Origin of the sequence: Stackebrandtia albiflava (genome assembly GCF_007994225.1) — a bacterium.
In the GTDB taxonomy this organism is placed as follows: Bacteria; Actinomycetota; Actinomycetes; order Mycobacteriales; family Micromonosporaceae; genus Stackebrandtia; species Stackebrandtia albiflava.
Genome location: NZ_VLLL01000005.1, coordinates 315,222 through 341,257 on the forward strand (window position 1 = coordinate 315,222; position 26,036 = coordinate 341,257).

Genomic DNA, 26,036 nt, shown 5'->3' on the forward strand with positions numbered 1-26,036 from the left:
ACACCGGTGACGTTCAGGACGGTGGATCCGCCGGGAACAACCGCCCGAGCCACTGCTGCCAGACCTCCGTCCACTCCGGACCGTCTCGCTCGTCGCCGTAGTGGTAGTGGAACGCGTTGACCATCCCCCACGCCTCCCCGCCGTGCCCACCGAACCGGTACATCGAGGTGTCGGTGCGGATTCCCAACGTCGTGTCGGGCGCGTAGACGTCCACCACGCCCCGGATCGGCTCGACGCCGTCGGGGGTCAGGTTCACCGATTCGCCCGTCGACAGCTCGCGGGATGTTCCCAATGCGGTGTGGAACCGGTCCCACACGGCCTTCCGGTCGAGTTCGGTGAAGGCCATGGCCAGCGCGTTGACCGCCGGCGCGGGCGCGAAGTACCTCAGATACGAGGTCAGGTTGTGGAAGAACAGGTCCCAACCGCGCGAGTGGTACTCGGTCTCCCAGTCCTCGCCCAGGATGCCCGACTGCACGAGCCGCAGTACCGTTCCGCCGCCGTCGCGCGACTCCACCAGGAACTCCAGGGTCTCGGTGGGGTTGCCCGCCTCGCCGCCGAAGACCACGCGGTGCGGTGGATCCCAGGCGCGCACCCGGCCCTCGGAGGTGTTGCCGGAGCCGAAGTCCGCAGTGGACCGCGTCTCGTCCTGTGGGTCCACGTGATGCGGAACGAACCAGGTCGACAGGCCGGAACCGGTGGACACGGCATGCCAGACCTCCTCGACCGTCGCGTCCAGTTCCAGCCGTTTCTCGAGACTGTGCGGCTCCGGTTCGGGTCGCGGTTCAGGCATCCCCGGTGACCTCCATCAGGCCGATCAGGTTGCCGCAGGTGTCGTCCAGCACGGCCTGCCTACCGCCCGGCACGTCCTGCGGTTCGCCCTGGAACTCGACACCGAGACCGCGCAGCCGCGCGTACTCGGCGTCGACGTCGTCCACGAAGAACAGCGTGTAGGGGATGCCGGCCTCGTGCAGCGTGCGCTGGTACACCCGGGCGGCCGGTTCACCGTTGATCTGTATACCCGGGTTGCCGTTGGGTTCCAGCAGCAGTTCCACCCCGTCGGTGTCCTCCGGTGAGGTGACGGTGAGCCAGCGGGCGCCACCGGCGGGCACGTCGTTCTTGACGACGAAACCGAGTTTCCCGGTGTAGAAGTCGTGTGCCTTGGCCTGGTCGTCGACCAGCACGTTGGTGATGAGAATACGCATGTCACTCCTCTTTGTCGTTGTCGTCACCGGACGGCGGCACCGGGTGCAGCGCCACGATGATCCGATGTGTCCGCCCACCGGGTGCGGTGTCGGTGTGGTACCGGCCGACCAGGGTCGTCACCGTCTCGGCGAGTTCCCTGGCGAACGCCGCCCGTTCGGCCGCGCTCGCGAACCGCACCTCACCGTCGATGGTGAAGGTGGCGAGTCTTCTGCGGGTCCGCGCCGCGCCGGTGATGAGCGACCCGACCTCGTGGACGAGTCGCGACGCCACCGCCAACAGCCACCGCGCGGACAGTCGGTCCGGTGACCGCTCGGGATCGGGGCTCATGCCGCCCATGACCTCCGGGGAGATCACGTACTCCCGCGCGGTGGCCCGCAGGAGACGTTCGGTGAAGTTGCCCGCGCGGCGTTCCTCGACCAGTTCGATCAGGCCGTGGGCCTCCAGCGCCCGCAGGTGGTAGTTGACCTTCTGGCGGGCGATGCCGAGCCGCCTGGCGAGCGCCGCGGCGGTCGCCGGTTCGGTCAGTTCCGCCAGCAGGGCGGCGCGTGCCGGGTCGAGCGAGGCCTCGGCGGCGGCCGGGTCGTTGATGACGGCGACTTCATCCATAAGCCCAGCATGGTCGCGAAAAATAAAATTGTCAAGGCAATGGTGACCCGGGTCACGCACCCGACCGGCATAGGCTGTACGACGACGGTTCATACGGTGAGAGGGCGGACATGTCGGCCACGCGCCTGATGGTGTTGGGCGTCGTGCGGATTCACGGCACGGCGCACGGCTACCTCGTGCAGAACGAGCTGCTGGCCTGGAACGCCCACGAATGGGCGAACATCAAGTGGGGATCGCTCTACCACGCCCTCAAGCAGATGACCAAGCAGGGACTCCTGACCGCCCAGGACGCCGGCGACGGCTCCTGGCGGGTCGACTACACCATCACGCCCGCCGGCGACGTGGAGTTCCTGCGGTTGCTGCGCAGCGCGCTCGCCCACCCGGAGCACCGGCCCGACGCGCTCGCCGCCGCACTCGGCTTCTTCACGGCGTTGCCACGCGCGGAGGTGATCGAACTGCTACGCAGCCGGGTGGCCGCCCTGGAGTCCGAAAGGGATGTCAAGGCGAAACAGTCACGGCAGGCGGCGGAACGGCCCTCCCAGGTGGGGCACATCAGTGAACTGTTCGGACTCTGGGTCCACGCCGCCGACAGCGGTATCGCCTGGACCAGGTCCCTCATCGACCGGCTGGAACGGGGCGACTGGACCATGGCCGACGACGACCCCCACGCCTTCGGCACCCCCGGTTCGGGGCGACGCGGCACCACCTGACGACGGCCGGTGCGGTAGAACCGTGACCATGGAATCGCATCCCCTGTCCGGTAAGACGGCGTTGATAACCGGAGTGTCACGCCGCGCGGGCATCGGATTCGCCATCGCCCGCAGGCTCATCGACGCCGGTGCCAGCGTCTTCGTCCAGCACCACGCCGCCCACGACGGTGAACAACCCTGGGGCGCCGACGATCTCGACGCGGTCCGCGCCGAACTCCGCGGCGGACTGCGGCCCGGCGCCCGATTCGGAGACGCGCACGCCGAACTCGCCGACCCCGCCGCGCCGGCCGCCCTCGTCTCGGCGGCGGCCGAACTGACCGGTGGACTCGACATCCTGGTATGCAACCACGCCAACAGCGGCGGCGACGGCTCCATCTTCGACATGACACCCGAACGGCTCGACGCCCACTGGCAGGTCAACACCCGATCGACCCTCCTGCTGACCCGGCACTTCGCCGAGCGGTACGCGCCACTCGGCGACGGGGCCGGCCCTGCGAGGCCGGGGGAGCGGGCCGAGACCGGTGGTCCTCTCGACGAACACCGCACCGGGCGCGTCGTCTGGCTCACCTCCGGTCAACAGGACGGTCCGATGCGTGGTGAGGTCGCCTACGCCACCGGCAAGGCCGCGCTGGCAGGGATCACCGCCACCGTCGCCGCCGAACTGCTGGAACGCGGCGTCATCCTCAACACCGTCAACCCCGGCCCGGTCAACACCGGATACCTGGATCCGGAGACGACCGACCGCGACCTGACCGAGGTCACGGAGCTGATCGCCCGGACCCCGTTCGGCCGGTTCGGCGCCCCCGACGACCCGGCGCGACTCATCGCGTGGCTGGTCTCCGACGACGGCCGCTGGATCGTCGGCCAGGTCCTCAAGTCCGACGGCGGCTTCGACCTCTGGCGATGATCCTGCGTGGTCACACCCGGGTGGCGGTGGATTCGGTGCCGAACTGCCTGATCGTCATGGTGGTGGCCCGGCCCGACGAGTCGAGGTCGAACTCCAGTTCGGTGCGGACCGCGTCCACCGACACGTGACGTAGACCGTGGACGGTCAACGTCAGGGCCGCACCGTCCCCGACGGTGATGGTGGGTGCCTTGGCGTCGTCGCCGCCGTCGCGGGGCCAGTCGATCCGCACGTTCCGGCCGTCCGGCAGCCGCCAGTCCCCGCCGTACCGGTGACGCCAGTCGTCGAGGGTCCGGACTCCCCGCGAACGCGTCGTCTCCTCCGCGGTGTGGGGCCAACCGGTCTCGCGCATCGCGGTGTCCTTCACCCGCGTCAACATGTCGATCGAGGTGTCGTCGTTGTGCATGACCGCGACCGCGTACGGACCGGTGCGCGACGCGGTGACGAAGCAGGTGAATCCGTGGTTGTCGCCGCCGTGGCCGAACCGGGGCAGGACGGGGTCCGGCTCCAGGAACAGGCCCAGCCCCAATGGGGCGGCCTGCTCGGTGAGCATCTCGCGCGCCAGCGCGGTCGGCAACAGCTCCCCGTCCCCCTCGGCCGCGTCGCGGATCGCCGACACGAACCGGATCAGGTCCTCGGCGGTGCACCACATCCCGGCGGCGGCCTGTTCGGGATAACGGTGCCCCCCACCGGCCACCGGCCGGCCGTCGACGTGGGCGACCGCGGTGGAGTCCGAATCCGGATGGTATGTCGCGGTGAACATCCCGGCGGGCCGGAACACCAGTTCGTCGGCGAGATCGGCGAAGGGCGCGCCGGTGACGTCCTCCATGAGCTGTTGCACCACCGTGTAACCGCCACCGGAGTACTTGAACGTGAGGCCCGGGATGCCGGCGACCCTGACGGGCCCGGTGTTGGCCGGGTCGGCGCCGTCGAGGATCTGCGGGAGGGTGGGCAGCGGCAGACCGGGGGCGTAGCCGGGGAACCCGTGCACGGTCAGCCCGGCCGAGTGGCTGAGAAGCTGGCGGAGCGTGAACGGGACGTGGGTCTCGGACGGCGGACGCCAGGACCGCAGATACGTGGTGACGTCACGGTCCAGCGCTATGACGTCGTCGGCGACGAGCCGCAGCGCGGCGGCCGCGGCGACCGCCTTACTGATCGACGCGGCCTGGAACCTGGTGCCGGGACGGCCTCCGACGGTCGTGGAGGCGATTCCGGTGGAGTCCCGCACCGCCACGGACGCGACCGGAGGAGTGGTCCCCGGTTCGGCTTCCTCGTACAGTGCGGTCAGCTTCTTCAAGGGTGATGTCATATAGACATCATAGCGACGGCGGGCCGTTTGCGCACACCGCGCGGGATTTCGCAAGGCATCCACTAAAGTTTTGGTATTCAAGTTTGTGCAGTTGCCGTCGATGGACTAGCCTCGGATGGCACTCAAACTTGAATAGGAGGCTCGGAATGATCCACACCCGAGGTCTGGCACGGGACTTCCGCGCGAAGAAGGAAGTCGTCAAGGCGGTCAAGGGCATCGACATCGACGTGTCACCGGGGGAACTGGTCGCCTTCCTGGGGCCCAACGGCGCCGGCAAGTCCACCACGCTTCGGATGCTGACCACGTCGTTGCGGCCCACCCGCGGCACCGCCACGGTGGCCGGACACGACGTCCTGGCGGCACCGGTCGAGGTCCGCCGCGCGATCGGCTACATCGGACAGGGCAACGGCGTCAGCCACAACCACCGCATAGTCGACGAACTGGTCGACCACGGCCGGTTCTACGGCATGACCGGACGCGACGCCAGACGGCGTGCCGCCGAACTCCTGGAACTCCTGGGGCTGGCGGGCATGGCCAAACGCTCGATCGGCACCCTCTCCGGCGGACAGCGCCGCCGTGCCGACATCGCGCTGGGACTGATGCACCGCCCCGCGCTGCTCTTCCTGGACGAGCCCTCCACGGGACTCGATCCGCAGAACCGCGCCAACCTGGCCGAGGAGATCGTCCGGCTGCGGGCGGAACTGGGCATGACGATCTTCCTGACCACCCACTACCTGGAGGAGGCCGACCAACTCGCCGAACGGGTGCTGATCATCGACGACGGCGAGGTCATCGCCGCCGGAAGCCCCGCCGAACTCAAGGCGACCCTGGCGGGTGACCGCATCACCCTCGGGATGGCCGACGAGGTCGCCGCCAAGTCCGCCGCGGCGCTGCTGGAGGGCTCCGCGCGCGAGACCACCGTCAGCGGCGCGACCGTGATCCTGACCGTGGAGAACGGCGAGTCGGCACTGCCCCGCACCCTGCGCGCGCTCGACGCCGCCGACCTGCCCGCCGACACCGCGAAGCTGCGGATCCCCACCCTCGACGACGTGTTCCTGTCCCTCACCGGCCGCACCCTCCGTGACGCCGACGCCGCCTGAAAGGAAACCCGTGTCCTTCTTCTCCGACACCGCGAAGGTCTTCGTCCGCGAATCCCGTCCGATCTTCTACGACCCCTTCACCCCGGTGTTCTCACTGGCGCAACCACTCGTGTTCCTCGCGTTGCTGGGGCCGCTGGTGGCCGCGACCCCCGGGATCCCCGGCGAGTCGCCGTGGCAGTGGTTCGTGCCCGGGATCGTCGTGATGGTGTCGCTGTTCGGCACCTCCATGACCGGCTCCAACCTCCAGTACGAGATGACCACCGGATCGCACGAGCGCATCATGGTGGCGCCGCTCAACCGGGCGGCCATCATGACGGGCAAGGCGTTGAAGGAGATCGCCCCGCTGGTCGTCCAGGGCGCCATCATCGTGCTCGTGATGCTGCCGTTCGGTTTCCGGCTCTACCCGCTGGGCGCGCTACTGGGCCTGGCGATCCTCGCCGTCCTGGGGATCGGGCTCGGGGCGCTGTCGTACGCGCTGGCGCTGGCCTCGCAGGGCAAGGAGTGGCTGTTCTGGGGAGTGCAGCAGACACTGCTGTTCCCGCTGCTGATCCTGTCGGGCATGATGCTGCCGCTCGAACAGGGGCCGGCCTGGATGCGGGCCGTCTCGACGGTCAACCCGCTCACCTACATCGTCGAGGCCGAACGCACGCTGTTCGCCGGTGAATACGCCTGGGACGTCGTCGGACCCGGTGTCGTCGCCGCCGTCGCCACCGCCGCCGTCGGCCTGACGGTGGGCATTCTGACGATGCGCCGCCAGACCGTCTGACCCCGTGCGCGGCGCCCGTCCGCCGGGCGTCGCGCACGTATATCGATTTCGGCGTTCCGGCATCCGGGGCGTACGCTGTAGCCGTGTATACCGGTACCGCCATCTTCGACGTGCTTCTGCCGGGTGATTCACGCTCGCTGAAAGCCAAGCGTTCCTATGTCAGGCCGATCGTGGCCGCGCTACGCAGGCTGGAGGTCTCCGCCGCCGAGGTCGGCGGTGAGGACCTGCACGGGCGCAGCGAGGTCGGCGTCGCGGTGGTGTCCGGAGAACACTCGCACGTCCAGGAAGTGCTGGACGCCTGCGAAAAGCTGGTGGCGGGCCGCCCGGAGATTGAGCTGCTCAGTGTCCGCAGGCGGGTCTTCGGCCAGGAGGACTAGGAAGAGGTGGGTCACGATGACTGACGCGGCAAAGGCACGCAGAATGACCGGGCGGCTCAAGGAGCTGACGGCCACGGCCATTCGCCAGCACGTGAAGGACCCACGTCTGGGCATGGTCACCATCACCGACGCCCGGCTGACCCCGGACTTCCGGGAGGCGACGATCTTCTACACCGTGTTCGGTGACGACGACGCGCACAAGTCCGCCGCGGCCGCACTCGACAGCGCCAAGGGGCTGCTGCGTACCCGCGTCGGGCGCGCGCTCGGCCTGCGGCACTCGCCGTCGCTGACCTTCGTCGCCGACCGGTTGCCCGACCAGGCCAACCACATCGACGACCTGCTGGCGCGGGCCGCCGACGCCGACGCCCGGGTCCACCAGATCGCCGCGGGCGCGCGCTACGCGGGTGAGGCCAACCCGTACAAGACGACCGAGGACGACGAGGACCCCGACGTCCGCTGACCGAGGTCGAACGAGAGGCCGGACGGGCCGGGTGGGACGTACCACCCGGCCCGTCCGCGTGAGCCCGCGATCTCCCGAAGTCCCCGGACACGGTCGGACGACGCCCGGAGCCACCCGGATCCGGCGGGATGCCGGTTCCGGGACGACGACGGCCGAGAGTCCCGCGTAAGGGGCGTAACTGTTGTCGACCATTACGGTCTGTGGCAGGATGGCCCGGTGACCACCCCCGCCCCCGCGCACTCACCGGCCGGCCTGCGCCGTATCACCGCCCTCGCGATCCCCGCCCTGGTGGTACTGGCCGCCGAACCGCTCTACATCCTCGTCGACACCGCCGTCGTCGGGCACCTCGGCCGGATACCGCTGGCGGCCCTCGCCCTGGGCGGCGGTGTGATGTCGGTCGCCGGGTGGATCGGCGTCGTGCTCGCCTACGGGACCACCGGACGGGTCGCCCGCCGTTTCGGAGCGGGGCAACGCGCGGAGGCCGTCGCCGAGGGCGTCCAGGGCTCCTGGCTGGCGGTGCTCGGCGGAGCCGTCATGATCGCCGTCGTCCAGTTGTTCGCCGGGCCGCTCACCCGCGCCCTCGCCGGCGGTGGAGCCGAGGGCGCCGAGATCGCCGCGGCGGCCGAGAGCTGGTTGCGGATCGCGGTGTTCGGCGCCCCGTTCCTGCTGCTGGCGATGGCCGGGCAGGGCTGGATGCGGGGCGTGCAGGACACCAGGCGCCCCATGTACATCGTGCTGGCCGCCAGCATCGGTTCGGCGATACTGGCACCGATCCTGGTGTACCCCGTCGGTCTGGGCCTCATCGGCTCGGCGATCGCCAACGTCGTGGCCCAGGCGGTGTCGGGCACCCTCTTCATCCGCGCCCTGGCCGTCGAGGGCGTGTCACTCCGCCCGCGCTGGAACGTCGTGCGACGGCAACTCTCACTCAGCCGTGACCTGGTCATCCGGGGCGGCGCCTTCCAACTGTGCTTCATCTCCGCCGCCGCGGTCGCCGCCCGCTTCGGCGCCGCCGCGCTGGCCGCCCACCAGATCGGGTTGCAGTTGTGGTTCTTCGCCGCCCTGGCGTTGGACGCCGTCGCGATCGCCGCGCAGGCGTTGATCGGGGCGGAACTCGGCGGCGGCGACATCGCGCGCGCCAAGGACACCGCGCGCCGGATCGGCTGGATCGGCCTGGGATACGGCGTCTTCTTCGCCGTCCTGGTCGGTATCGGCGCCCCGTTCCTGCCCGGCCTGTTCTCACCCGATCCCGAGGTGGCTGATCAGGCGGCGGTGCTGTGGCCGTGGTTCATCGGGCTGCTGCCCGTCGCCGGGGTGGTGTTCGCGCTCGACGGCGTGTTCATCGGCGCCGGTGACGTGGCGTTCATGCGGAACATGACGGTGCTGGCCGCGCTGGTCGGCTTCCTGCCGCTGATCTGGTTGACCTACGCCTTCGACGCCGGACTGGGCGGCATCTGGGCCGGGCTCTCGGCCTTCATCGTCGTCCGGTTGCTGGCACTGTTGTGGCGGTTGCGATCGGGGACGTGGGCGATCGCCGGCGCCGAACGCTGAACCGGAGTCCGTCCACCGAGACCGGGAACACGCTCCGGCCGGGAAGCCGCCGACCCGCTCGGGACTTGTTCGGGATACACCCGAACCGTTCGAGAGTGGGAACCATGACAGACGTGAACCATCCGCCGCGCGGCGTCGCCGCACTCCACCCCGGACTCGCCGGTGGCGCCGCCGACCCGGTGCGCTACCTGGCGCGGACCGGCCATCCCGAACCGGCGCGCGCCGACACGGCCACGCTGCGGTCCCTGCAGGCCGCCCACATGTCGGCGATACCGTTCGAGAACCTGGCCATACCGCTGGGAGCCGGCGTCGACGTGGACCCCGCCGCGATCACCGCGAAACTGGTGGACCGCCGCCGGGGCGGTTACTGCTACGAGCACAACCTGCTGTTCGGCGGGGTCCTGGAACGGCTGGGCTACAAGGTGAGCCTGCTGGGCGCGCGGGTGCGGATGGGCAGTGAGAAGGTCCGGCCCGTCAGCCACGCCGCACTTCTGGTCGAAGTGGACGGTGAACCCCTGCTCACCGACGTCGGCTTCGGAGCGGACGGGCTGCGCGCCCCGATGCCGCTCCGGGACGGGGAGGTCGTCGAACAGGACGGTTGGCGATACCGGCTCGACCACGTCGACGGGGAATGGCTGCTGAGCTCGTGGCGACCGGAGGGTTGGCTCACCCTCTACGGCTTCTCCCACCGGCCTCAGTACCCGGTGGACTACGAGGTGTACAACCACTACACCGCGACCCACCCGTCCTCGGTGTTCGTGGGACGCCTGGTGGCACAACGTTCGACCCCCTCGACGCGGTACAGCCTGGTGAACACGACCTTCGCCACCGTGAACCCTCGGTTCGAGAGGAGCGAGGAACAGGTGGCGCCGGACCGGATTCCCGGCCTGCTGCGCGAGGTGTTCGGGATCGAGTTGGACGACGAGGAGTCGGCCGTCCTGGTCGGTGTGGCGGAACGGCTCGCCGCCGCCCGCCCGGAGGTGGTGGATCAGGCGTGAAACCGCCCGCCCGGTCAGCGACGGCCAGCCGGTTCCCGGCCCGTTCAGCCGGAGTCGGCCGCCGCCCGGATGGCGCGGGACACGGCGACGACCGCGGTCGCCCGCACGACGTCGACGTCGGCCTCGCGTCGCCCGGTGGCGGCGGCGATGAACGCGTCACCGTCGGCGGTGGTGTGGGGCGGCGAGATCGTCCGGGCGAGGCCGTCGTGGCTCCCCTGCGCGACCAGTAGGCAACCGGTCTTGTCGAGGCGGGCGTCGGTCACCACGATTCCGATGACGGTGTTGCCGAACTGGCGCCGTGGTGGGATCTCCAGTACGGCCGCCATGCCGTCGCCGTCGTGGTCTACGTCGCCGACCGCGTTCACCGCCACGATCGCCGTCACGGCGGCCGCGTCGGTGGCCACGGTGGCGATTCCGAGTCCGGCAGGCCGGGTGCCCTCGGGGCCGCGCAGTTTGCCGACGGTGGCGCCGGTGCCGGCGCCGATCCGGCCTGCCTGGAACGGTTCCCCGGTGGCGGCCAGGCACGCGGCGTACCCCTGCTCGGGACCCGGCCGGACCGAGGCGTCCCCGACGGTGAGGTCGAACAGGCCGAGGGCGGGCACGATGGGCACCGGTCCGGCGGGGGTGACGACTCCGCGGCCGCGCTCCTCGCAGTAGCGCATCACGCCGTCCGCCGAGGCGAGCCCGAACGCCGAGCCGCCGGTGAGGACGGCGGCGTCGACGTGGGCGACGGTGCGATGTGGAGCGAGCAGTGCCAGTTCCCGGGTGGCGGGCGCGCCACCGCGCACCTCGGCCGACGCGGTGGTTTCCTCCGGGAACAGGACGACCGTGCAGCCGGTGCGGGCCACCGGGTCCGTCCAATGGCCGACACGCACTCCGGGGAAGTGGGACATGCCGCCAGCTTAGAACCCGGCTCCGCCGTTCGCCGTTCGCCGTGGCGGGCCCGGGGCAACCCGTCTGGCCCACTCCGTCGAAGCCGGGCGACATCGATGTGGAGACGGCCGGACCGACGCCGCGGTCCGCCGGCTTCGTCGAATGTTTCCCAGATTCCGGGAAAACTTAGGCAACATTCGGGACCGGCGTTAGTGTGGTGGCGATGCGTTACGTATTCATCCTTCCCAGCCGCGGCGGGACCTGACCGACAGGCCGACTCCCCGCCGCGGTGTCGACCGTGTCGGTCCACCGTCTCGACGGTGCGGGGAGTCGATGACGAAACTCCGGTGATCCCGGTTCGGCTCTCCGCGATGACGACTTCGAAACTTCACGCGAGGAGTACCACCATGTCTCAGTACACCGCCACCACCGAAACGACCGCCCGCTCCGAGGATGAGGCCCGCGAGGAGGCGCGCCGGGCACTGCAGGAGTCGATGAACCGCCGGCAGTAGGCGTGTGTCCGTCTGTCCACCACGGACTTATGCATTGACGTCACTCGATCCGCATGGGATACTCCGTAGGCGCGGAAACGGAACCGCGCCAACGGGAATCGTTTACACGGAACGAGAGACACATGCGTACGATCACACGACTGTCCCATGCCGTCGGAGACCGCATCCTCAACCGGCTGGTGCCCGCCGCGACAGCGGGCGCCTGCTGCGACCTGTTCGGCAAGTGCAACTGGACCACCGACGGCTGCGGATGCAGTGGTGGATACCAGTACATGCGCGAGGTCTGTGTCACCTGCGACTGCAAACTGCGGTATTCGGCGTGCTACCGGACCAGCGCGTTCTGCTGACCGAGACCGACGGCCGCCACCGGAGAACCGGTGGCGGCCGTCGCCGTGTCAGCGGGGTGGCAGTGTGCCGGGCTTCAGGTTCGGCCGGGCGCTCAGCCGAGGCCGCTGGTCACCGTGACGTTCCACGAGTGCCAGCGCCTCCTCGATGCCGCGCCGCAACTGCGGATCCACCCCGGCGGCGTGGTCCTGCGGGGCGAAGTACACCTCGATGTCGGGGTCCACACCGTGGTTCTCCAACCCGTACCCGACGTCGTCGAGGTGCATCGCGACCTCCGGCTGGGTCACGAGGGTGTTGTCCGCGAGGAAGTGGCGCGGGTTGATGCCGACCGTTCCGCCCCAGGTGCGGGTGCCGATGAGCGGGCCCAGCCCCCGCGACCGGAAGTGATGGCTTCCCAGGTCGCCGTCGGATCCGGCGCTCTCGTTGATCAACGCGACCATCGCCGACGACTGTGATCCCTCCGGGTACCGGAACGGTTCGGAGTGGCGGCCGACCATGAACCCGGAACGCGGGCGGGCCAACCGGTCCAGCACCTGCGAGGAGATGTGGCCGCCGCCGTTGTATCGCAGGTCCACGACCAGTCCCGGCCTGGCCTCCTCCGTCAGGATGTTGCGGATGAACTCCGACCATCCCCCGGTCATCATGTCGGGGATGTGGATGTAGCCGAGCAGCCCGCCGCTCGCCTCGTGCACCAGCCGCCGGTTGGCCTCCACCCATTCCCGGTACCGCAACGCCCTCTCGTCGGTGAGCGCCTTGACCTTCACGCGGCGCGGCGAGTCGGAACCGGTCTGGACGGTGAGCCAGACCTCCCTGCCGCCCAGGTCGGCCAGTCGTTCACCCGGCGACGCCTGCGGACCCACCGGCAGGCCGTCGACGGCCAGCAGGGTGTCGCCCTCCCGCACGTCGACGCCGGGACGGTTCAACGGCGAGGTGCGTTGCGGCGCCCAGCGGTCGCCGGCGAGGATCCGCGCGAACCGGTACCCGCCGGTCTGCGGGTCCACGGCGTAGTCGACGCCGAGGAATCCCTGCCGGTACGCGGGTCCCCTGCGGTGGTCCCCGAACATCTCGTAGGCGTGGGAGTTGCCCAGTTCGCCCTGCATCTCCCACAACAGGTCCGAGAACTCCGCGCGGCTGCGGACCCGCGTCGCCAACGGCGCGTATCGCCGGTAGACGTCGTCCCAGTCGTTGCCGCCGAAGTCGTCGAGCCAGAAGTGTTCCCGTTCCAGCCGCCACGCCTCCGCGAAGAGCTGCGGCCATTCGAGGTCCGGTCGTACCGACACCCTCACACGGTCGAGGTCCACCAGACCCGACTTGCGGCCCGGTTCGTCGCCTTCGGCCTTGTCGCCGGCCTTGAGCACCCGGAGCCGGTCTCCGGAGCGGCAGAGCAGCGTGGACGTGTCGGAGGACAGCCACATGTCGCCGACGTCGTCGGCGAGCCGTTCGGTCTCGCCGGTGACCAGGTCGACGCTCTGGAGGGTCCCGTCCCCCTTGGTGCCGCGCGAGAAGATGGCGTCGGAGCCGAGCGGTTTGTCCGGGTGGGACAGTACGAGGGCCTTGCCCGCGATGCCCAGCACCCGGGTGTACCTGCCGGGCGGCAGGTCGAAGGGGACGACCCGGTGGGCCAGGTCGCGGGTGTCGATCCGGAAGTCCTCCGGGGACGTGTCGTCGGCCGGTTCCCCGAGGAACGGTGCGGGAACGTCGGCGCGGAGCGCGACCGCGTAGGGACGGGAACCCCACATCAGGGTCATGCCGAAGTCGATGTGTTGGTAACCGACCTCGAATTCGCGGTGGCCTATGAAATAGAGGTATCGCCCGCCCGGATCGAAGGACGGCTTCTCGTCGACGCGAACCCGTTCGGCGGCAAGGGTGATCTCACCGGTGACGAGTTCCAGTACGACGAGTTCGTTGTTCTCCTCGGAGACGCCCGAGTCGTTGCGGTCGATCGGCCGGGTGTAGGCGAGCCACCTCCCGTCGGGGGAGAAGGTCACGTCGGCGATGTCGCCGAACCGGCTGGAGTCCAGTTCGGACAGAACCGGGTCGTCGCCGGACAGGTCCAACAGCAGCAGTGCCCCGGAGTGGTCGACGACGGCGAGCGCGGCCTCGGTCGGGGACGGCGTCAGGGACACCGGCCGCCTGTCGCCCATCACCTCGATCACGCGGGGCGGCGCCGAACCGTCGTGGGACAGTTCCACCAGCACCTCCGACCGTTCCTCGTCGGATGCCGCCGCGACGAGCCGTCGCCCGCCGGCCAGCCAGGTGGGGAGCCGGTAGGCACGTGCGTCGGGATCGCCGTGCTGCCACACCGCGCCGTCGAACGGCGGGAACGTGAACAGCTTCGCGCGGGTCTCGATCGTCACCTGCGAACCGTCGGGTGTGAGGGTGGCGGTGTGCAGGTACTCCGCGGCGTCCACGTACCGGCGTGCGCGCTGCGTGTGGCTCGACGGGATACTGATGTCGAGGGCGCGGGACCCCTCGGCGGCGGGGTCGAGGACGTGGAGCGTACCGCCGCAGTGGTACACGAGCCGGGTGCCGTCTCCACCGAGTCCGCGCGCGTAGTGGTCGGTGTGGTCGGTGTGCCGCCGCAGGTCGGTGCCGTCGGGAAGGTACGAGTAGACGTTCCCCACACCCTCGTGGTCGGACAGGAAGTACACCCTGCCGTCGATGATCTGCGGGTTCTCCACGAAGCCGTGGGGGGAGGTCATCAGGCGGTATTCGCCGTTGCCCTCGGCGTCGATCCAGAGCTGTCCGGCGGTGCCGCCGCGGTAGCGCTTCTGGTAGGCGGCGCTACGGGTGGGGTGGCCACGGGAGATGACCGACAGTCCCGACGGGTCGGTCTGCCAGGAGAGTGCCCGGCCGAGCGGTAGGCGTTCCGGCAGTCCGCCTTCCGGCGTCACACGCCACAGGCTGAGGTCGCGGCCGTGGGGCGCCTCGGCGTTGGAGGCGTATCGCAGTGCGTCGTCGGATTCCCAGTCCACCCAACCGATCGCGGCCGCCTGGTGGGTGATCCTGACCGCGGGACCTCCGGCGAGTTCGCGGACGAAGAGGTCGGGTGCGCCGTCCTCCTCCGCCACGTACGCGATCCGGCGCCCGTCCGGGGATACGGCGGGATGCGCCACTGCGGCGAGCCCGTTGGTGATGCGGTGGGCCGTGCCGCCGTCGGCGGACACCTGCCACAGGTCGTCCTCCGCGACGAAGACGACGGTGTCGTGGTGGATGGTCGGGAATCTCGGGTACCCGTCGGTCATGTGGAAGTCTCCAAGCGAGTGTGAAACGGGTATTTCACATTAACACCGACTGCGGCGTGGATCACTCGCTCCGGCGGCCGGAGTGGAGGGACGGACCGGGTACGCGCAGTTGAGGGGATCGGAAGACCGTGAGACCTGTGAGCACGTTCACACGCGAGTGCCCGAACGGGAAATGATGACGCCCCGGCCGAAACGACCGGGGCGGTGATGCTGGGGTACCAGGACTCGAACCTAGACTAACTGGGCCAGAACCAGTCGGGCTGCCAATTACCCCATACCCCATGGGAAGCGCGGTGCGCCGGGTGTGAACTCTACCGGATCCCCGAGGAGGTCGGCAAAGGGGTATGGGGTGGCGGTCCGGGCGCCGGGGTCAGCGGCCGGAAAGCCGCTGGCCGGCGCGGATCACGGCCATCGCCAGCCGGTCGCCCGGTCGCCGCCCGAGTCGTTCTATCGGACCGGACACCGAGATGGCCGCCACCACCCTGCCGGTGCGATCCCGCACCGGTGCCGAGACGGACGCCACGCCGGCCTCGCGTTCGGCGACACTCTGCGCGTAACCGCGCCTGCGCACCTCGGTGAGCGCCTGCGCGGTGAAACGGCACCGCGGCAGCAACGGCAGCACCGCCTCCGGCGGTTCCCACGCCAACAACACCTGTGCGCCCGAGCCCGCCGACATGGGCAGCACCGACCCGACCGGCACGGTGTCCCGTAGGCCGCTGTTGCGTTCGGCGGCGGCGACGCAGATGCGTTCGTCCGCGCGGCGCCGGTAGAGCTGGGCGCTTTCGCCCGTCTGGTCGCGTAGCAACCGCAGCACGGGTTCGGCGGCGGCGAGCAGCACGTCGGGCGCGGCGTCCGCCAGTTCCGCCAGCCGGGGACCCGGCCGCCAGCGGTTCTCGTGGTCGCGGATCAGGAGCCGGTGTGTCTCAAGGGCCTGAGCGAGCCGGTGCGCCGTCGCGCGCGGGAGGCCGGAACGTTCCACCAGTTCCGCGAGGCTCGCGCCCTCCATGCAGGCGGTGAGGATCAACATGGCCTTGTCGAGCACGCCGACACCGCTGATACTGTTTCCCATGAACTGAAATGTACCTCCCACAATTCGGGAAGTCTAGGAAGGGTGAGCAGTGATGCCCACGACGACACCGGCGACCATGGCGGAGAAGGTGTGGCGCAGCCACACCGTGCGTATGCGTGACGGCGAACCGGATCTGCTCTACATCGACCTCCACCTCGTCCACGAGGTCACCAGCCCGCAGGCGTTCGACGGGTTGCGCAACGCCGGCCGCAAGGTACGGCGCCCCGACCTGACGATCGCCACGGAGGACCACAACACCCCCACCGACAACCTGCTCACCATCTCCGATCCGGTGTCGCGCACCCAGATCGAGGCCCTGCGCCGCAACTGCGAGGAGTTCGGGGTCAGACTGCACCCGTTGGGAGACGCCGAGCAGGGCGTCGTGCACGTGGTCGGTCCGCAACTGGGCCTGACACAGCCCGGGATGACGGTGGTGTGCGGTGACTCCCACACCAGCACCCACGGCGCGTTCGGGGCCCTGGCCTTCGGCATCGGCACCAGCGAGGTGGAACACGTCCTCGCCACACAGACCCTGCCGCAACAGCGACCGAAGACGATGGCCGTGACCGTGGACGGTGTGCTGCCGGAGGGCGTGTCGGCCAAGGACCTGATCCTGGCCGTCATCGCGGAGGCCGGCACCGGAGGTGGACGCGGCCACATCGTGGAGTACCGGGGATCCGCGATCCGGGCACTGTCGATGGAGGCGCGAATGACGGTGTGCAACATGTCGATCGAATGGGGCGCCAAGGCCGGGATGATCGCACCCGACGACACGACCTTCGCGTATCTCAAGGGCCGCCCGCACGCACCCGAGGGCGCCGAGTGGGACGAGGCGGTGGCGTACTGGCGGAGCCTGGCCACCGATCCGGGAGCCGAGTTCGACGCCGAGATCCGCATCGACGCCTCGACGCTCGCGCCCTTCGTCACCTGGGGCACCAACCCCGGCCAGGGCGTGCCGTTGTCGTCGGCCGTCCCCGATCCGGCGGGCTTCACCGATCCGGCGGCGCGGTCGGCGGCCGAACGCGCCCTGGAGTACATGGCGCTGAGTCCCGGTACGCCCATGCGGGACGTCTCCGTGGACGTCGTCTTCCTGGGTTCCTGCACCAACGGGCGCATCGAGGACCTGCGTGCCGCGGCGGAGGTCATGCGCGGCCGCCGGGTGTCGCCGGGCGTGCGGATGCTCGTGGTTCCCGGGTCCGCCCGGGTGCGCGCGGAAGCCGAATCCGAGGGCCTGCACGAGGTGTTCACACAGGCGGGCGCGGAATGGCGGTTCGCGGGCTGCTCGATGTGCCTGGGAATGAACCCGGACCAGCTGTCGCCGGGCGCCCGCGCGGCCTCGACGTCCAATCGCAACTTCGAGGGAAGGCAGGGCCGGGGCGGTCGCACCCATCTGGTGTCACCGCAGGTGGCCGCCGCGACGGCGGTGGTGGGGCGGCTCGCCGCACCCGCCGACCTCGCGGCCGCGGCCTGACCTCCGCCTCCGGCCGCCCACCCGGATGCCGGAGACCGGATCCCCGCCGGGCGCGGCGGATCCGCGCCTCGTGCTCGGCACGCCCCGACGGCGGCACGGGCCGGCGCGGGGGAGGGGTTCACGCGCCGCACACCGGATCTGCCACCGAAAGCCGTGGCGTGCGATCCGTCCCGACAGTTCACCACCGATCCAGGAGCAGACCGACATGGAGACCTTCACCGTTCACACCGGACGCGCCGCGCCGCTGCGTCGTTCCAACGTGGATACCGACCAGATCATCCCCGCCGTGTACCTCAAGCGGGTGACGCGTACCGGCTTCGCCGACGGCCTGTTCGCCGCCTGGCGTGACGACCCGGATTTCGTTCTCAATCGGAATGCACATGCGGATTCCACCATTCTGGTGGCCGGAACCGAATTCGGCACCGGGTCGTCGCGGGAACACGCTGTGTGGGCATTGCAGGATTACGGATTCCGTGCCGTGATCGCGCCGCGATTCGGCGACATCTTCCGTGGCAACGCGCTCAAGGGCGGGCTGCTGCCGGTCGAACTGGATCAGGCCGACGTCGAGTGGTTGTGGGACGCGCTGGACGCCGATCCCACCCTCGAAATCACCGTGGACCTGGTACGACGCCGAGTGAGTGCGGGTGAACGGGACTGGGGGTTCGCACTGGACGATCACAGTCGTTGGCGCCTCATGGAGGGCCTGGACGACATCGATCTGACCTTGCGCGATGAGTCGCAAATCACGGCATTCGAAACGGAGCGTCCGCAGTGGCTCCCGAGGACCCTTCAGGGGCGCTAAGCGGCACGGGTTTGTTGCCCTGACAGTGATCCTCAAGCGTGGCCGGCAAAAAAACTTTGCGACACAACGACTCTTTCTCTCTGATATGGTTGCGCGCGCGTTCAAATCGGCATAACGTGCGGTTTACGGTTCATCAGAACCATTAGATGTGTTGTCGGGAGGGAAAGTCTCGTGAATAAGGCCGAGTTCATCGATGCGCTCGTGGAGCATCTGGGTGACCGGAAGACTGCTCTGAAGGCGCTCGACGCGATGCTGGAGGAAATCCAGCGGGCGGTCTCCAAAGGGGAAAAGGTCTCCTTCGCCGGATTCGGTGTCTTCGAGAAGCGCCAGCGTGCGGCACGCATGGCGCGCAATCCGCGCACCGGTGAGGCCGTGCGGGTGAAGAAGACAGTGGTTCCCGCGTTCCGCCCTGGCCAGGGCTTCAAGGAACTGGTCACCGGAGAGAAGAAGCTGCCGAAGAAGACGGCGAAGAAGAGCACCGCGAAGAAGACCACGGCCAAGAAGACCGCTCCTGCGAAGAAGGCGACCACTCGCAAGGCGGCGACCACTCAGAAGGCCGTTCGGACCGCCTCGAAGTCCGCCTCCAAGGCGGTCACCAAGCGGGTCGGTGCGACGAAGAAGACCGCTGCGAAGAAGACGGCCAAGAAGACCACCCGTAAGCGTTAGTCCATAACGGTTACCCGGTCCAGCCCTCTTGCGGCGACAGCGAAGTGGTGAAATAAGGCGGGCGCTCTCAAATGTGAGAGCGCCCGCCTTAGCGGTTTCATGTTTTGTTTCCGTGTCGCGCGTGGGACCCGCATTACCTATCCGGTATTCGGATATCCGAGGGAGTCGATATCACCGCAGTGGCCGGAATGAATTCGTACGTAATCCGGTCAGCCGAATTCGCCGCCGACGGTGAAGAACAAAGCCACGCCCAGCCCCACGGCGATGACCGCCAGCACCCAGAACCGGGTCACGATGGTGACCTCACTCCAGCCGGCCATTTCGAAATGGTGATGCAGCGGCGTCATCCGGAACACCCGCACACCGGTCGTCTTGAACGAGATGTACTGGATGATGCGGGACATCGTGACCACCACGAACAGCCCACACATGATCGGCAACAGCAGCACGGTGTGCGTCGCCATCGCCATGCCGGCGATCAGCGTCCCCAACCCGAGTGCGCCGACGTCGCCCATGATGATCTGCGCGGGCGAGGTGTTCCACCACAGGAATCCGATGAGGGCTCCCGTGATCGCCCCGGCGACCAAGGCGATCTCCAGCGGGTCGTGCACCGCGTAGCAGCCGGGCGTGTCGGCGTCGGCACACCAGTGCCGGTACTGCCAGAACGCGATCAGCAGATACCCACTGGTCACCGCCGCCGCCGCGCCCCCGGCGAGGCCGTCGAGGCCGTCGGTCAGGTTCACCGCGTTGGACGTCGCCGCCACCATCAACACGAACAGCGCCACCGCACCGATCTTGCCGATGTGCGCCCACGGGAGATCCCTGGCGATCGACAGGTACTCGCTGCCCACCGTGTCACCGGCCTCGTTGGGCAGATACAGCGCGAGCGTTCCCAGCCCCACGCCCACCACGAGCTGACCGAGGATCTTGTACCGCCCGGCGAGACCGCCCGGCGTCTTCTTCCACACCTTCAACAGGTCGTCCAGGAGGCCGATCACGCCACCGCCGACCAACAGGCCCAACAGGATCAGGCCGGTGAGACTCGGACGGTGCTCGGTACCGCCCAGCAGGTACATCATCAGATGGACCAACCCGTACGCCAGCAGGGTCGCCAGGATGAAGATCAGCCCGCCCATGGTGGGTGTGCGCTGCTTGCCCTGGTTGCTCGCCAACCCGAGTTCGTTGCGAATCGGTTGACTGGCCTTCCGCAACACTCGGATGGCCAACGGTGAGATGAAGATGGCGATGACGAAGGCGGCGAACGCGCCTACGTATACCGAAGGCATATGGGGCTCCTAGACAGGCACCCACGCCACCACACGGCGAGACGGCGACGCGGCGGACGGAACACCGGCGGCGCCGGCGCACCGTTCGGACGGGCGCGGCCGCGCCCTCGTCGTTCCCCTTCGGCGAAGCGCCCGCGCCGGTGTCACCGGACGCCTGCCGGATCTCGGGCGGTTCCGCCTGGCTTCACGAGCCGGGAACGAATCGGGGACGAGGCCGCCCACGCGACCTGTTGAGGTGACGGGACGGCGTATTTGTACGGGTCGGCTGACCACCGTAGACGGCGCCGAACTCGCCGCGCCGCCGACCCGGCCGGTGATCGCACGTCCGGAACCACATCGGGACCGTGTGTGAAGAGGCTGTCTTCGATCCTGCTGTTCTGCTGCGCGTCGCCCGGTCGCACCACGTCCGCGGTATGCGACACGGCGACCGCCCGGCGGTGATGCGCCGGATCCGAGCCGCCGACCGCCTTCCGGGGGTCAGAGACGTTCGGCCGCGACCAGTTCCTTGTCCGCGAACGACAGTGCCCACACGCCGCCCGGCGGCGTGTGCACGTCCGCCAGCGGCACGTCGTCGGTGTCGGCCAGGATCGCCAAGGTGTCCGCGATGACCGGCGCCTGGCTACACACGACCGCGCCCCCGGCGAGCGCGAGTTCACGCAACCGGGTGGCCGCGCGCTCCGGGTGACGCGGATGCATCTCGGCGTCGAACACCGATTCACCCGTCACCGGCACACCCAGCGCGGTGGCCGTCGGGGTCACGCTGGCGACGCACCGCCTCGGCGACGCCGACACCACCCGCGGCGAGTCGAACAACGTCAACAGCTCCACCAGTTCCGCCGACCGGGCCACCCCGGCGGCCGTCAACGGTCGTGCCGCGTCCGCGCCGGGATACGACTCCGGCTCGGCCGCCGCGTGCCGCAGCAACAGGATCGTCGCGGTGACCGGGGGCGTGCCGGAGAACGCCGCCATCGCGGCGCGGTCCCGGGGCCTGGTCAACAGCCGCTCCGCCTCCGGAAGGGACAACCACCGCTGTTGGGACACCTCGTCACAGACCACGAACCCCGCGCGTGGATCGCGGGCACGCATCGACCAGAAGTCGACCGTCTTGGTGATGTCCCCGTCGGGATGCGACAACCGGTAGGTCGCGCGCGTCAGATAACGCTGCGGGACCGGTGACAGGCCGGTCTCCTCCGCGACCTCGCGGCACGCCCCGAGCAGCCGGTGTTCTCCGGCGGCGAGCTTCCCCTTGGGAAGCGACCAGTTCCCCGGACTGGGACGGTAGACCCCGACGACCTCGATACCCGAATCGCCGTTACGCCACAACACCCCACCGGCGGCATGAACCTGTTTCGGCTGGTTGTCCACACCGTCACGGTAGCCGTTGGCCCCCGGGATTGGCGATAGTCGAGGGGATCGAATCGGCGCGACGCATTGTCGGAATGTTGATAGACGAGACGGTTCCCGTGTCGTCCACCGACAAATTCAACCGCTGCCCGAGCCGCAGCAGTCGCAGACCGGACGCGTCGAAGGCGTCGGAGCCGAACCGGACCTCGGTTCCATTGTCGAGGAACACCGAGCCGGAGCGCTCCTGCGGATCGAACGTCGCCACGGTCCCCTGCATCCCGGCAGCATAACGTGGAACGCCCGGCGCGCGGGGGTGCGGCCGTCGCACCGGGTCACGCCGAAGCCGGTCCCGCCTCCTCGTGGCGGCCGGCCAGGGATCGGGTGCCGACCGCCGCCAGGGCCGCGGTCGTGTGCCGGCCCAGGCCGATCCGCGCGGCGTCGTCGAGGTCGGCAAGTTCGTCGACGTCGCGGCGCAGTCCCGGCCAGTCGCCGGTCAGTTCGGTCGCGCCCTCGCGATGCCGTGCGGCGGACGCGGTTCCGAACCGGGGCCTCGGCAACGACGCACCACCGGTCAACAGGACCGTTCCGGTTCCGGCGGTGTCGGCGACGAACGCGGCCGGGCGTCGCGCGGCCAGGTGGAGTGCGGCGGCGAGTTCGGTGCCGCGCAGTGCGGGCAGGTCACCGGTCAGGACCGCCACCGGGCCGTGGAAACGCGCGGCGGCGAACCGGATCGCGGCGTTCAGGCCGGGCAGCGGGCCGTCGGGGATCACCGACAGGCCGAGGTCCCGCCCCGCCCCGGCCACCCGGGGGTCGTCGGTCACCAGATGCACGGCGCCGGCCTCAGCCGCGGCGGTCGCGGTGTCCAGCGCGAAGGCCAGGGCGACCTCGGAACGGATCGCCGGGGGCAGCGCGAGCCGGCTCTTGGCGCGCGCCAGCGACTTGACGGGTATCAGGACCGTCCAGTCGGTCCGGTGGGCGCCGGGGGAACCGGAGACGGTCAGCGGATCGCCTTGCGCGACGTTCCGCCGCCGACCTTGTTCCGCAGCTTGCTGAAGCCCCACAGGGCCAGCCCGACGGCGGCGGCGCCGATCGCCAGGTAGAAGACCCAACCGAGCAGCCAGGACACCACGTTCAACACGACGATCCCGACCAGGACCAGGCCGATGATCGGCAACGCGATCCAGGCCAGCAACTTGAGGTTCACGGGGACTCCTTGATCGGCGGTGTGACGGTAGTGATGACTCCATGATGACATCATTCGCGGGTCGCCGCCATGGGGGACAACCCTGATTCGGTGCCAGTAGGGTGCTGTGAACAGTTGTGGAGGTGAAGGTGACCCCCGATCGAGGCCCGTCCGACGCCAAGTACTGGTTCCGCCGCCGCGGCGGAGACCGTACCGGCTTCTGGCTGCGCACCGCCGTGTGCGTCGTCAAGCCGACCATGCTGCTGATGAACCGCCGGGAGTGGAGCGGTATGCGCCACATCCCGTTGACCGGTGGCGCCATCCTGGCGTGCAACCACATCTCGCAGGCCGACCCCCTCTCCGTCGCGCACTACGTCTACAACTCGGGGCGCAATCCGCACTTCCTGGCCAAGGACGGCGTGTTCAAACTGCCCGTCTTCGGGCCGTGGATCAAGGCGACCGGCCAGATCCCCGTCTACCGGGGCGGGGCGGACGCCGTCAAGTCGCTGTACGCGGCGATCGAGGCGGTCCGCGACGGGCAGGTGGTGACGTTCTACCCCGAGGGCACGACCACGCGGGAGCCCGACCTGTGGCCCATGCGGGGCCGCACCGGCATCGCCCGCCTCGCGTTGGAGACCGGGGTGCCGGTGATACCCGTCACGGTGTGGGGACCGCACCACATCTACAACCCGGTCACCCGCCGGGTCCGGTTGCGCCCCCGTACGGCGGTCAACGTCACCGCCGGCGAACCGGTGGACCTGTCGCGGTGGCAGGGGATGGAACCGTCCGCCGCGGTGCTCAACGAGGTGACCGACGCGGTCATGACGCGGCTGCGCGACCAACTGGCCCGGATCCGCGGTGAGGTCCCACCGCCGCTGTACGACCCCAAGGCGACCGTTCGAGAGGATTCCTGACTTGACACACATGGCCGTTCTGGGAGCCGGATCCTGGGGCACCTGCTTCGCCAAGATCCTCGCGGACGCCGGTGCGCCGGTGCGGTTGCTGGCCCGCAGGGCCGAGGTGGTGCGCGCCGTCAACGAGTCCCACGAGAACCCCGACTACCTTCCCGGCCTCCGGCTGCCCGACACCGTCACCGCGACCCTCGACCCCGAGGAGGCGCTGGACGGTGCCGACCTGGTCGCGTTGTCGGTGCCGAGTCAGACGTTGCGGGAGAACCTGGCCGGCTGGCGTCCGCTGTTGACCCCCGACATGACGTTGATCAGCCTCATGAAGGGCATCGAACTCGGAACGACCAAACGGATGAGCGAGGTGATCCGCGAGGTCGGCGGCGTCCCGGCCGACCAGGTCGCGGTGGTGACCGGCCCCAACCTGGCGCCCGAGATCGCGCAGGAGCAGTTGACCGCGGCCGTCGTCGCCTGCACCGACGAGGAGCGCGCCCGGCGGGTCCAGCAGGCGGTGACCACCCGGTACTTCCGTCCCTACACCAACCCCGACGTCATCGGCTGCGAGCTGGGCGGTGCGGTCAAGAACGTCATCGGGCTGGCGTACGGCATGGCCGCCGGAATGGGCATGGGCGACAACACCAAGGCCACCCTGATCACCCGGGGCCTCGCCGAGACGCAGCGGCTGGGCGTCAAGCTGGGCGCCGACCCGCTCACCTTCGCGGGCCTGGCGGGCCTGGGGGACCTGGTCGCCACCTGCAACGCGGGACGCAACCGCACCTTCGGCGAACAGCTCGGCCGGGGACGCAGCATGGCGGAGGCGCAGGCGATCACCCGGCAGACCGTCGAGGGGGTCAAGAGCTGCCGGTCCATCCGGGATCTGGCCCGGGCCAACGACGTGGAGATGCCGATCACCGAACAGGTGGAGCGGGTCTGCCACGAGGGCGTACCGGTTCGCGAGGCCGTCGCGGTTTTGATGGCGCGGCAGACCAAGCCGGAATAGAGTGAGGGCCTGTCTTCGGGCCTCGGCCGTGGTGCGGTGGGAAACGGATTCGAGGACGCGCGCCTCCACCGATTCGCGGGTCCCGGGACACGACGACCGGCCGGAACGCGGCCGGTGTGGCCGCGCCGCCGACGGGCCCGGCCACCGCCTCCTCACGACGACCCGACTATCACTAGGGTGGCAGCGATGACCAAGAAGATCAGAGTGGCCGTGGTCCTGGGCGGACGCAGTGTGGAGCACGCCGTGTCGTGCGCGAGCGGCGACGGCGTGATGAACGCCCTCGACGCCGGGGAGTTCGAGGTCGTGCCGGTCGGCATCACCCAGGAGGGGCAGTGGGTCTCGGTGGATCCCGACGCCGCCAAGCTGGCCATCGGTGACGGCCAGCTTCCCCAGATCACGGCCGACTCCGGCCTTTCGGTCGCCGTCGCCCAGAACCCGGAGGCGCCCCGCCTCCTGGTCACCGACACCGCCGGCGGTACCTCGGTGCTGGCGGAGGTGGACGTGGTCTTTCCTGTCCTGCACGGCGCGTACGGCGAGGACGGCACCCTTCAGGGCCTGCTGGACATGGCGGGCCTGGCCTACGTCGGTTCGGGTGTGTTGTCGTCGGCGGTCGCGATGGACAAGGAGTTCACCAAGCGGCTGCTGGCCGCGGACGGTATCCCGGTCGGCGACTACGTCGTACTGCGGGCGGGCCGTGAACTGACGGCGGACGAACGTGACCGCCTCGGCCTGCCGGTCTTCGTGAAGCCGGCCAGGGCCGGATCGAGCCTCGGGATCACCCGGGTCACCGACTGGGCGGACCTGCCGGACGCCGTCGAGGCCGCCCGCCGGATCGACCCGAAGGTGCTCGTGGAGGCCGCGTTGACCGATGTCCGTGAACTCGAATGCGGCGTCCTGGCCGACGAGGACGGTGGCCCGCCGCAGACGACTCCGCCGTTCGAGGTGTTGGAGGCCGGCGCCGAGGGCTGGTTCGACTTCGACGCCAAGTACCTGGCGGGCGAGTCGCCCTACGACTTCGCGCCCGAGCTGCCCCCGGGGGTGGCCGAGCGGGCCCGGGAACTGGCGGTGCGGGTGTTCACGCTCCTCGACTGCTCGGACCTGGCCCGGGTGGACTTCTTCCTGCGCGAGGACGGCGAGTTGCTGGTGAACGAGATCAACACCATGCCGGGACTGACCCCCAAGTCGGCGGTGCCGCAGGCGTGGGCGGAGGCGGGCGTCGACTATCCCGCCCTGGTCGGGCGGTTGGTGCGGATGGCCGCCCGCCGTGGCCCCGGCCTCCGCTGACCAAACCTCGTACGCGGCTTGGTTGGCCGTACGACCGGATTCCGCGCCGGAAACCGGCGAGTAAGCGTTT

General features: G+C 69.5%; 26 protein-coding genes, 1 tRNA gene and 1 pseudogene. 15 read left to right on the forward strand and 13 right to left on the reverse strand.

Annotated features, from left to right (window positions below):
* Positions 1 to 13: 13 nt before the first annotated feature.
* From LX16_RS02300 to LX16_RS02310, 3 genes are read right to left on the reverse strand one after another with little or no spacing between them, the layout of a single operon-like run.
* Positions 14 to 790, reverse strand: a complete 777-nt coding sequence (locus LX16_RS02300) for an SRPBCC family protein (RefSeq protein WP_147132378.1) — start codon at positions 788 to 790, stop codon at positions 14 to 16.
* Positions 783 to 1,202 carry a VOC family protein gene (locus tag LX16_RS02305; RefSeq protein ID WP_147132381.1) on the reverse strand — a complete coding sequence of 140 codons (420 nt, stop codon included), beginning with the start codon at positions 1,200 to 1,202 and terminating at the stop codon, positions 783 to 785. The genes LX16_RS02300 and LX16_RS02305 overlap by 8 nt, the downstream gene beginning before the upstream one ends.
* A 1-nt stretch (position 1,203) precedes the next feature.
* A complete protein-coding gene (locus LX16_RS02310; protein WP_147132385.1) occupies positions 1,204 to 1,809 on the reverse strand; it encodes a winged helix-turn-helix domain-containing protein in 606 nt (201 codons plus the stop codon).
* Positions 1,810 to 1,919: 110 nt separating this feature from the next.
* Here LX16_RS02310 and LX16_RS02315 point away from each other — a divergent pair, with 110 nt between their 5' ends.
* Both LX16_RS02315 and LX16_RS02320 read left to right on the forward strand, forming a co-directional pair.
* Positions 1,920 to 2,519: a PadR family transcriptional regulator gene (locus LX16_RS02315; protein WP_147132388.1), complete on the forward strand. Its 600-nt coding sequence runs from the start codon at positions 1,920 to 1,922 to the stop codon at positions 2,517 to 2,519.
* A gap of 28 nt (positions 2,520 to 2,547) precedes the next feature.
* Positions 2,548 to 3,426 (forward strand): SDR family oxidoreductase, encoded by an 879-nt coding sequence (locus tag LX16_RS02320; RefSeq protein WP_147132391.1) that lies wholly within the window; start codon positions 2,548 to 2,550, stop codon positions 3,424 to 3,426.
* A gap of 10 nt (positions 3,427 to 3,436) precedes the next feature.
* Here the strand turns inward: LX16_RS02320 and LX16_RS02325 are convergent, their stop codons facing one another.
* On the reverse strand, positions 3,437 to 4,732 hold the full coding sequence (locus LX16_RS02325; RefSeq protein ID WP_147132394.1) for a serine hydrolase domain-containing protein: 1,296 nt from the start codon (positions 4,730 to 4,732) through the stop codon (positions 3,437 to 3,439).
* A 146-nt stretch (positions 4,733 to 4,878) separates the two neighbouring features.
* Between LX16_RS02325 and LX16_RS02330 the strand changes: the two genes are divergently transcribed.
* The 6 genes from LX16_RS02330 to LX16_RS02355 all read left to right on the forward strand — a co-directional run bounded on the left by LX16_RS02330 (position 4,879) and on the right by LX16_RS02355 (position 9,981).
* Positions 4,879 to 5,832: an ATP-binding cassette domain-containing protein gene (locus LX16_RS02330; protein WP_147132397.1), complete on the forward strand. Its 954-nt coding sequence runs from the start codon at positions 4,879 to 4,881 to the stop codon at positions 5,830 to 5,832.
* A gap of 10 nt (positions 5,833 to 5,842) precedes the next feature.
* The gene (locus LX16_RS02335) at positions 5,843 to 6,598 is read left to right on the forward strand and encodes an ABC transporter permease (RefSeq protein WP_147132402.1); all 756 of its coding nucleotides are present in this window, start codon (positions 5,843 to 5,845) and stop codon (positions 6,596 to 6,598) included.
* 83 nt (positions 6,599 to 6,681) lie between these two features.
* The gene (locus tag LX16_RS02340; protein WP_147132407.1) at positions 6,682 to 6,975 is read left to right on the forward strand and encodes a DUF503 domain-containing protein; all 294 of its coding nucleotides are present in this window, start codon (positions 6,682 to 6,684) and stop codon (positions 6,973 to 6,975) included.
* A 16-nt stretch (positions 6,976 to 6,991) separates the two neighbouring features.
* Positions 6,992 to 7,435, forward strand: coding sequence for a 30S ribosome-binding factor RbfA (rbfA, locus tag LX16_RS02345; protein WP_147132410.1), 444 nt, complete (start codon positions 6,992 to 6,994; stop codon positions 7,433 to 7,435).
* Between the two features lie 216 nt (positions 7,436 to 7,651).
* Positions 7,652 to 8,983: an MATE family efflux transporter gene (locus LX16_RS02350; RefSeq protein ID WP_147132413.1), complete on the forward strand. Its 1,332-nt coding sequence runs from the start codon at positions 7,652 to 7,654 to the stop codon at positions 8,981 to 8,983.
* 104 nt (positions 8,984 to 9,087) lie between these two features.
* A complete protein-coding gene (locus LX16_RS02355; RefSeq protein WP_147132416.1) occupies positions 9,088 to 9,981 on the forward strand; it encodes an arylamine N-acetyltransferase family protein in 894 nt (297 codons plus the stop codon).
* 44 nt (positions 9,982 to 10,025) lie between these two features.
* On the opposite strand, the gene LX16_RS02360 is transcribed toward LX16_RS02355, so the two are convergent.
* Positions 10,026 to 10,874, reverse strand: coding sequence for a P1 family peptidase (locus LX16_RS02360; protein ID WP_147132419.1), 849 nt, complete (start codon positions 10,872 to 10,874; stop codon positions 10,026 to 10,028).
* A 614-nt stretch (positions 10,875 to 11,488) separates the two neighbouring features.
* Between LX16_RS02360 and LX16_RS02365 the strand changes: the two genes are divergently transcribed.
* Positions 11,489 to 11,713, forward strand: coding sequence for a hypothetical protein (locus LX16_RS02365; RefSeq protein ID WP_147132422.1), 225 nt, complete (start codon positions 11,489 to 11,491; stop codon positions 11,711 to 11,713).
* 48 nt (positions 11,714 to 11,761) lie between these two features.
* Here the strand turns inward: LX16_RS02365 and LX16_RS02370 are convergent, their stop codons facing one another.
* From LX16_RS02370 to LX16_RS02380, 3 genes are all read right to left on the reverse strand, one after another.
* Positions 11,762 to 14,956, reverse strand: a complete 3,195-nt coding sequence (locus LX16_RS02370; RefSeq protein WP_147132425.1) for a S41 family peptidase — start codon at positions 14,954 to 14,956, stop codon at positions 11,762 to 11,764.
* A 210-nt stretch (positions 14,957 to 15,166) separates the two neighbouring features.
* Positions 15,167 to 15,238 (reverse strand) — tRNA-Gln (locus LX16_RS02375).
* 88 nt (positions 15,239 to 15,326) lie between these two features.
* The gene (locus LX16_RS02380) at positions 15,327 to 16,013 is read right to left on the reverse strand and encodes an IclR family transcriptional regulator domain-containing protein (RefSeq protein ID WP_147136877.1); all 687 of its coding nucleotides are present in this window, start codon (positions 16,011 to 16,013) and stop codon (positions 15,327 to 15,329) included.
* Between the two features lie 64 nt (positions 16,014 to 16,077).
* On the opposite strand from LX16_RS02380, the gene leuC reads away from it, so the two are divergent.
* From leuC to LX16_RS28080, 3 genes and pseudogenes are all read left to right on the forward strand, one after another.
* Positions 16,078 to 17,496, forward strand: a complete 1,419-nt coding sequence (leuC, locus tag LX16_RS02385) for a 3-isopropylmalate dehydratase large subunit (RefSeq protein WP_147132428.1) — start codon at positions 16,078 to 16,080, stop codon at positions 17,494 to 17,496.
* A gap of 205 nt (positions 17,497 to 17,701) precedes the next feature.
* A complete protein-coding gene (gene leuD / locus LX16_RS02390) occupies positions 17,702 to 18,298 on the forward strand; it encodes a 3-isopropylmalate dehydratase small subunit (RefSeq protein WP_147132433.1) in 597 nt (198 codons plus the stop codon).
* 171 nt (positions 18,299 to 18,469) lie between these two features.
* Positions 18,470 to 18,952 (forward strand): annotated as a pseudogene (locus LX16_RS28080) (HU family DNA-binding protein); the annotation flags it as partial.
* A 221-nt stretch (positions 18,953 to 19,173) separates the two neighbouring features.
* Here LX16_RS28080 and mraY read toward each other — a convergent pair.
* The 5 genes from mraY to LX16_RS26995 form a co-directional block, all read right to left on the reverse strand.
* Complete coding sequence (mraY, locus tag LX16_RS02400) at positions 19,174 to 20,250, reverse strand: phospho-N-acetylmuramoyl-pentapeptide-transferase (RefSeq protein ID WP_147132436.1); 1,077 nt, start codon at positions 20,248 to 20,250, stop codon at positions 19,174 to 19,176.
* Positions 20,251 to 20,727: 477 nt separating this feature from the next.
* Entirely contained in the window at positions 20,728 to 21,615 is an 888-nt protein-coding gene (locus LX16_RS02405) for an NUDIX hydrolase (RefSeq protein ID WP_158645453.1), read from the reverse strand.
* A 4-nt stretch (positions 21,616 to 21,619) separates the two neighbouring features.
* Positions 21,620 to 21,871: a cold-shock protein gene (locus tag LX16_RS02410; RefSeq protein WP_147132441.1), complete on the reverse strand. Its 252-nt coding sequence runs from the start codon at positions 21,869 to 21,871 to the stop codon at positions 21,620 to 21,622.
* Between the two features lie 55 nt (positions 21,872 to 21,926).
* The gene (gene cofC, locus LX16_RS02415; protein WP_345740709.1) at positions 21,927 to 22,595 is read right to left on the reverse strand and encodes a 2-phospho-L-lactate guanylyltransferase; all 669 of its coding nucleotides are present in this window, start codon (positions 22,593 to 22,595) and stop codon (positions 21,927 to 21,929) included.
* Positions 22,592 to 22,798, reverse strand: coding sequence for a hypothetical protein (locus LX16_RS26995; RefSeq protein ID WP_211354237.1), 207 nt, complete (start codon positions 22,796 to 22,798; stop codon positions 22,592 to 22,594). The genes cofC and LX16_RS26995 overlap by 4 nt, the downstream gene beginning before the upstream one ends.
* Positions 22,799 to 23,034: 236 nt before the next feature.
* On the opposite strand from LX16_RS26995, the gene LX16_RS02420 reads away from it, so the two are divergent.
* From LX16_RS02420 to LX16_RS02430, 3 genes are all read left to right on the forward strand, one after another.
* Positions 23,035 to 23,691 carry a 1-acyl-sn-glycerol-3-phosphate acyltransferase gene (locus LX16_RS02420; RefSeq protein WP_147136885.1) on the forward strand — a complete coding sequence of 219 codons (657 nt, stop codon included), beginning with the start codon at positions 23,035 to 23,037 and terminating at the stop codon, positions 23,689 to 23,691.
* Between the two features lie 10 nt (positions 23,692 to 23,701).
* Entirely contained in the window at positions 23,702 to 24,682 is a 981-nt protein-coding gene (locus LX16_RS02425) for an NAD(P)H-dependent glycerol-3-phosphate dehydrogenase (protein ID WP_147136880.1), read from the forward strand.
* A gap of 186 nt (positions 24,683 to 24,868) precedes the next feature.
* Entirely contained in the window at positions 24,869 to 25,966 is a 1,098-nt protein-coding gene (locus LX16_RS02430; RefSeq protein WP_147132447.1) for a D-alanine--D-alanine ligase family protein, read from the forward strand.
* The last annotated feature ends 70 nt before the right edge of the window (positions 25,967 to 26,036 follow it).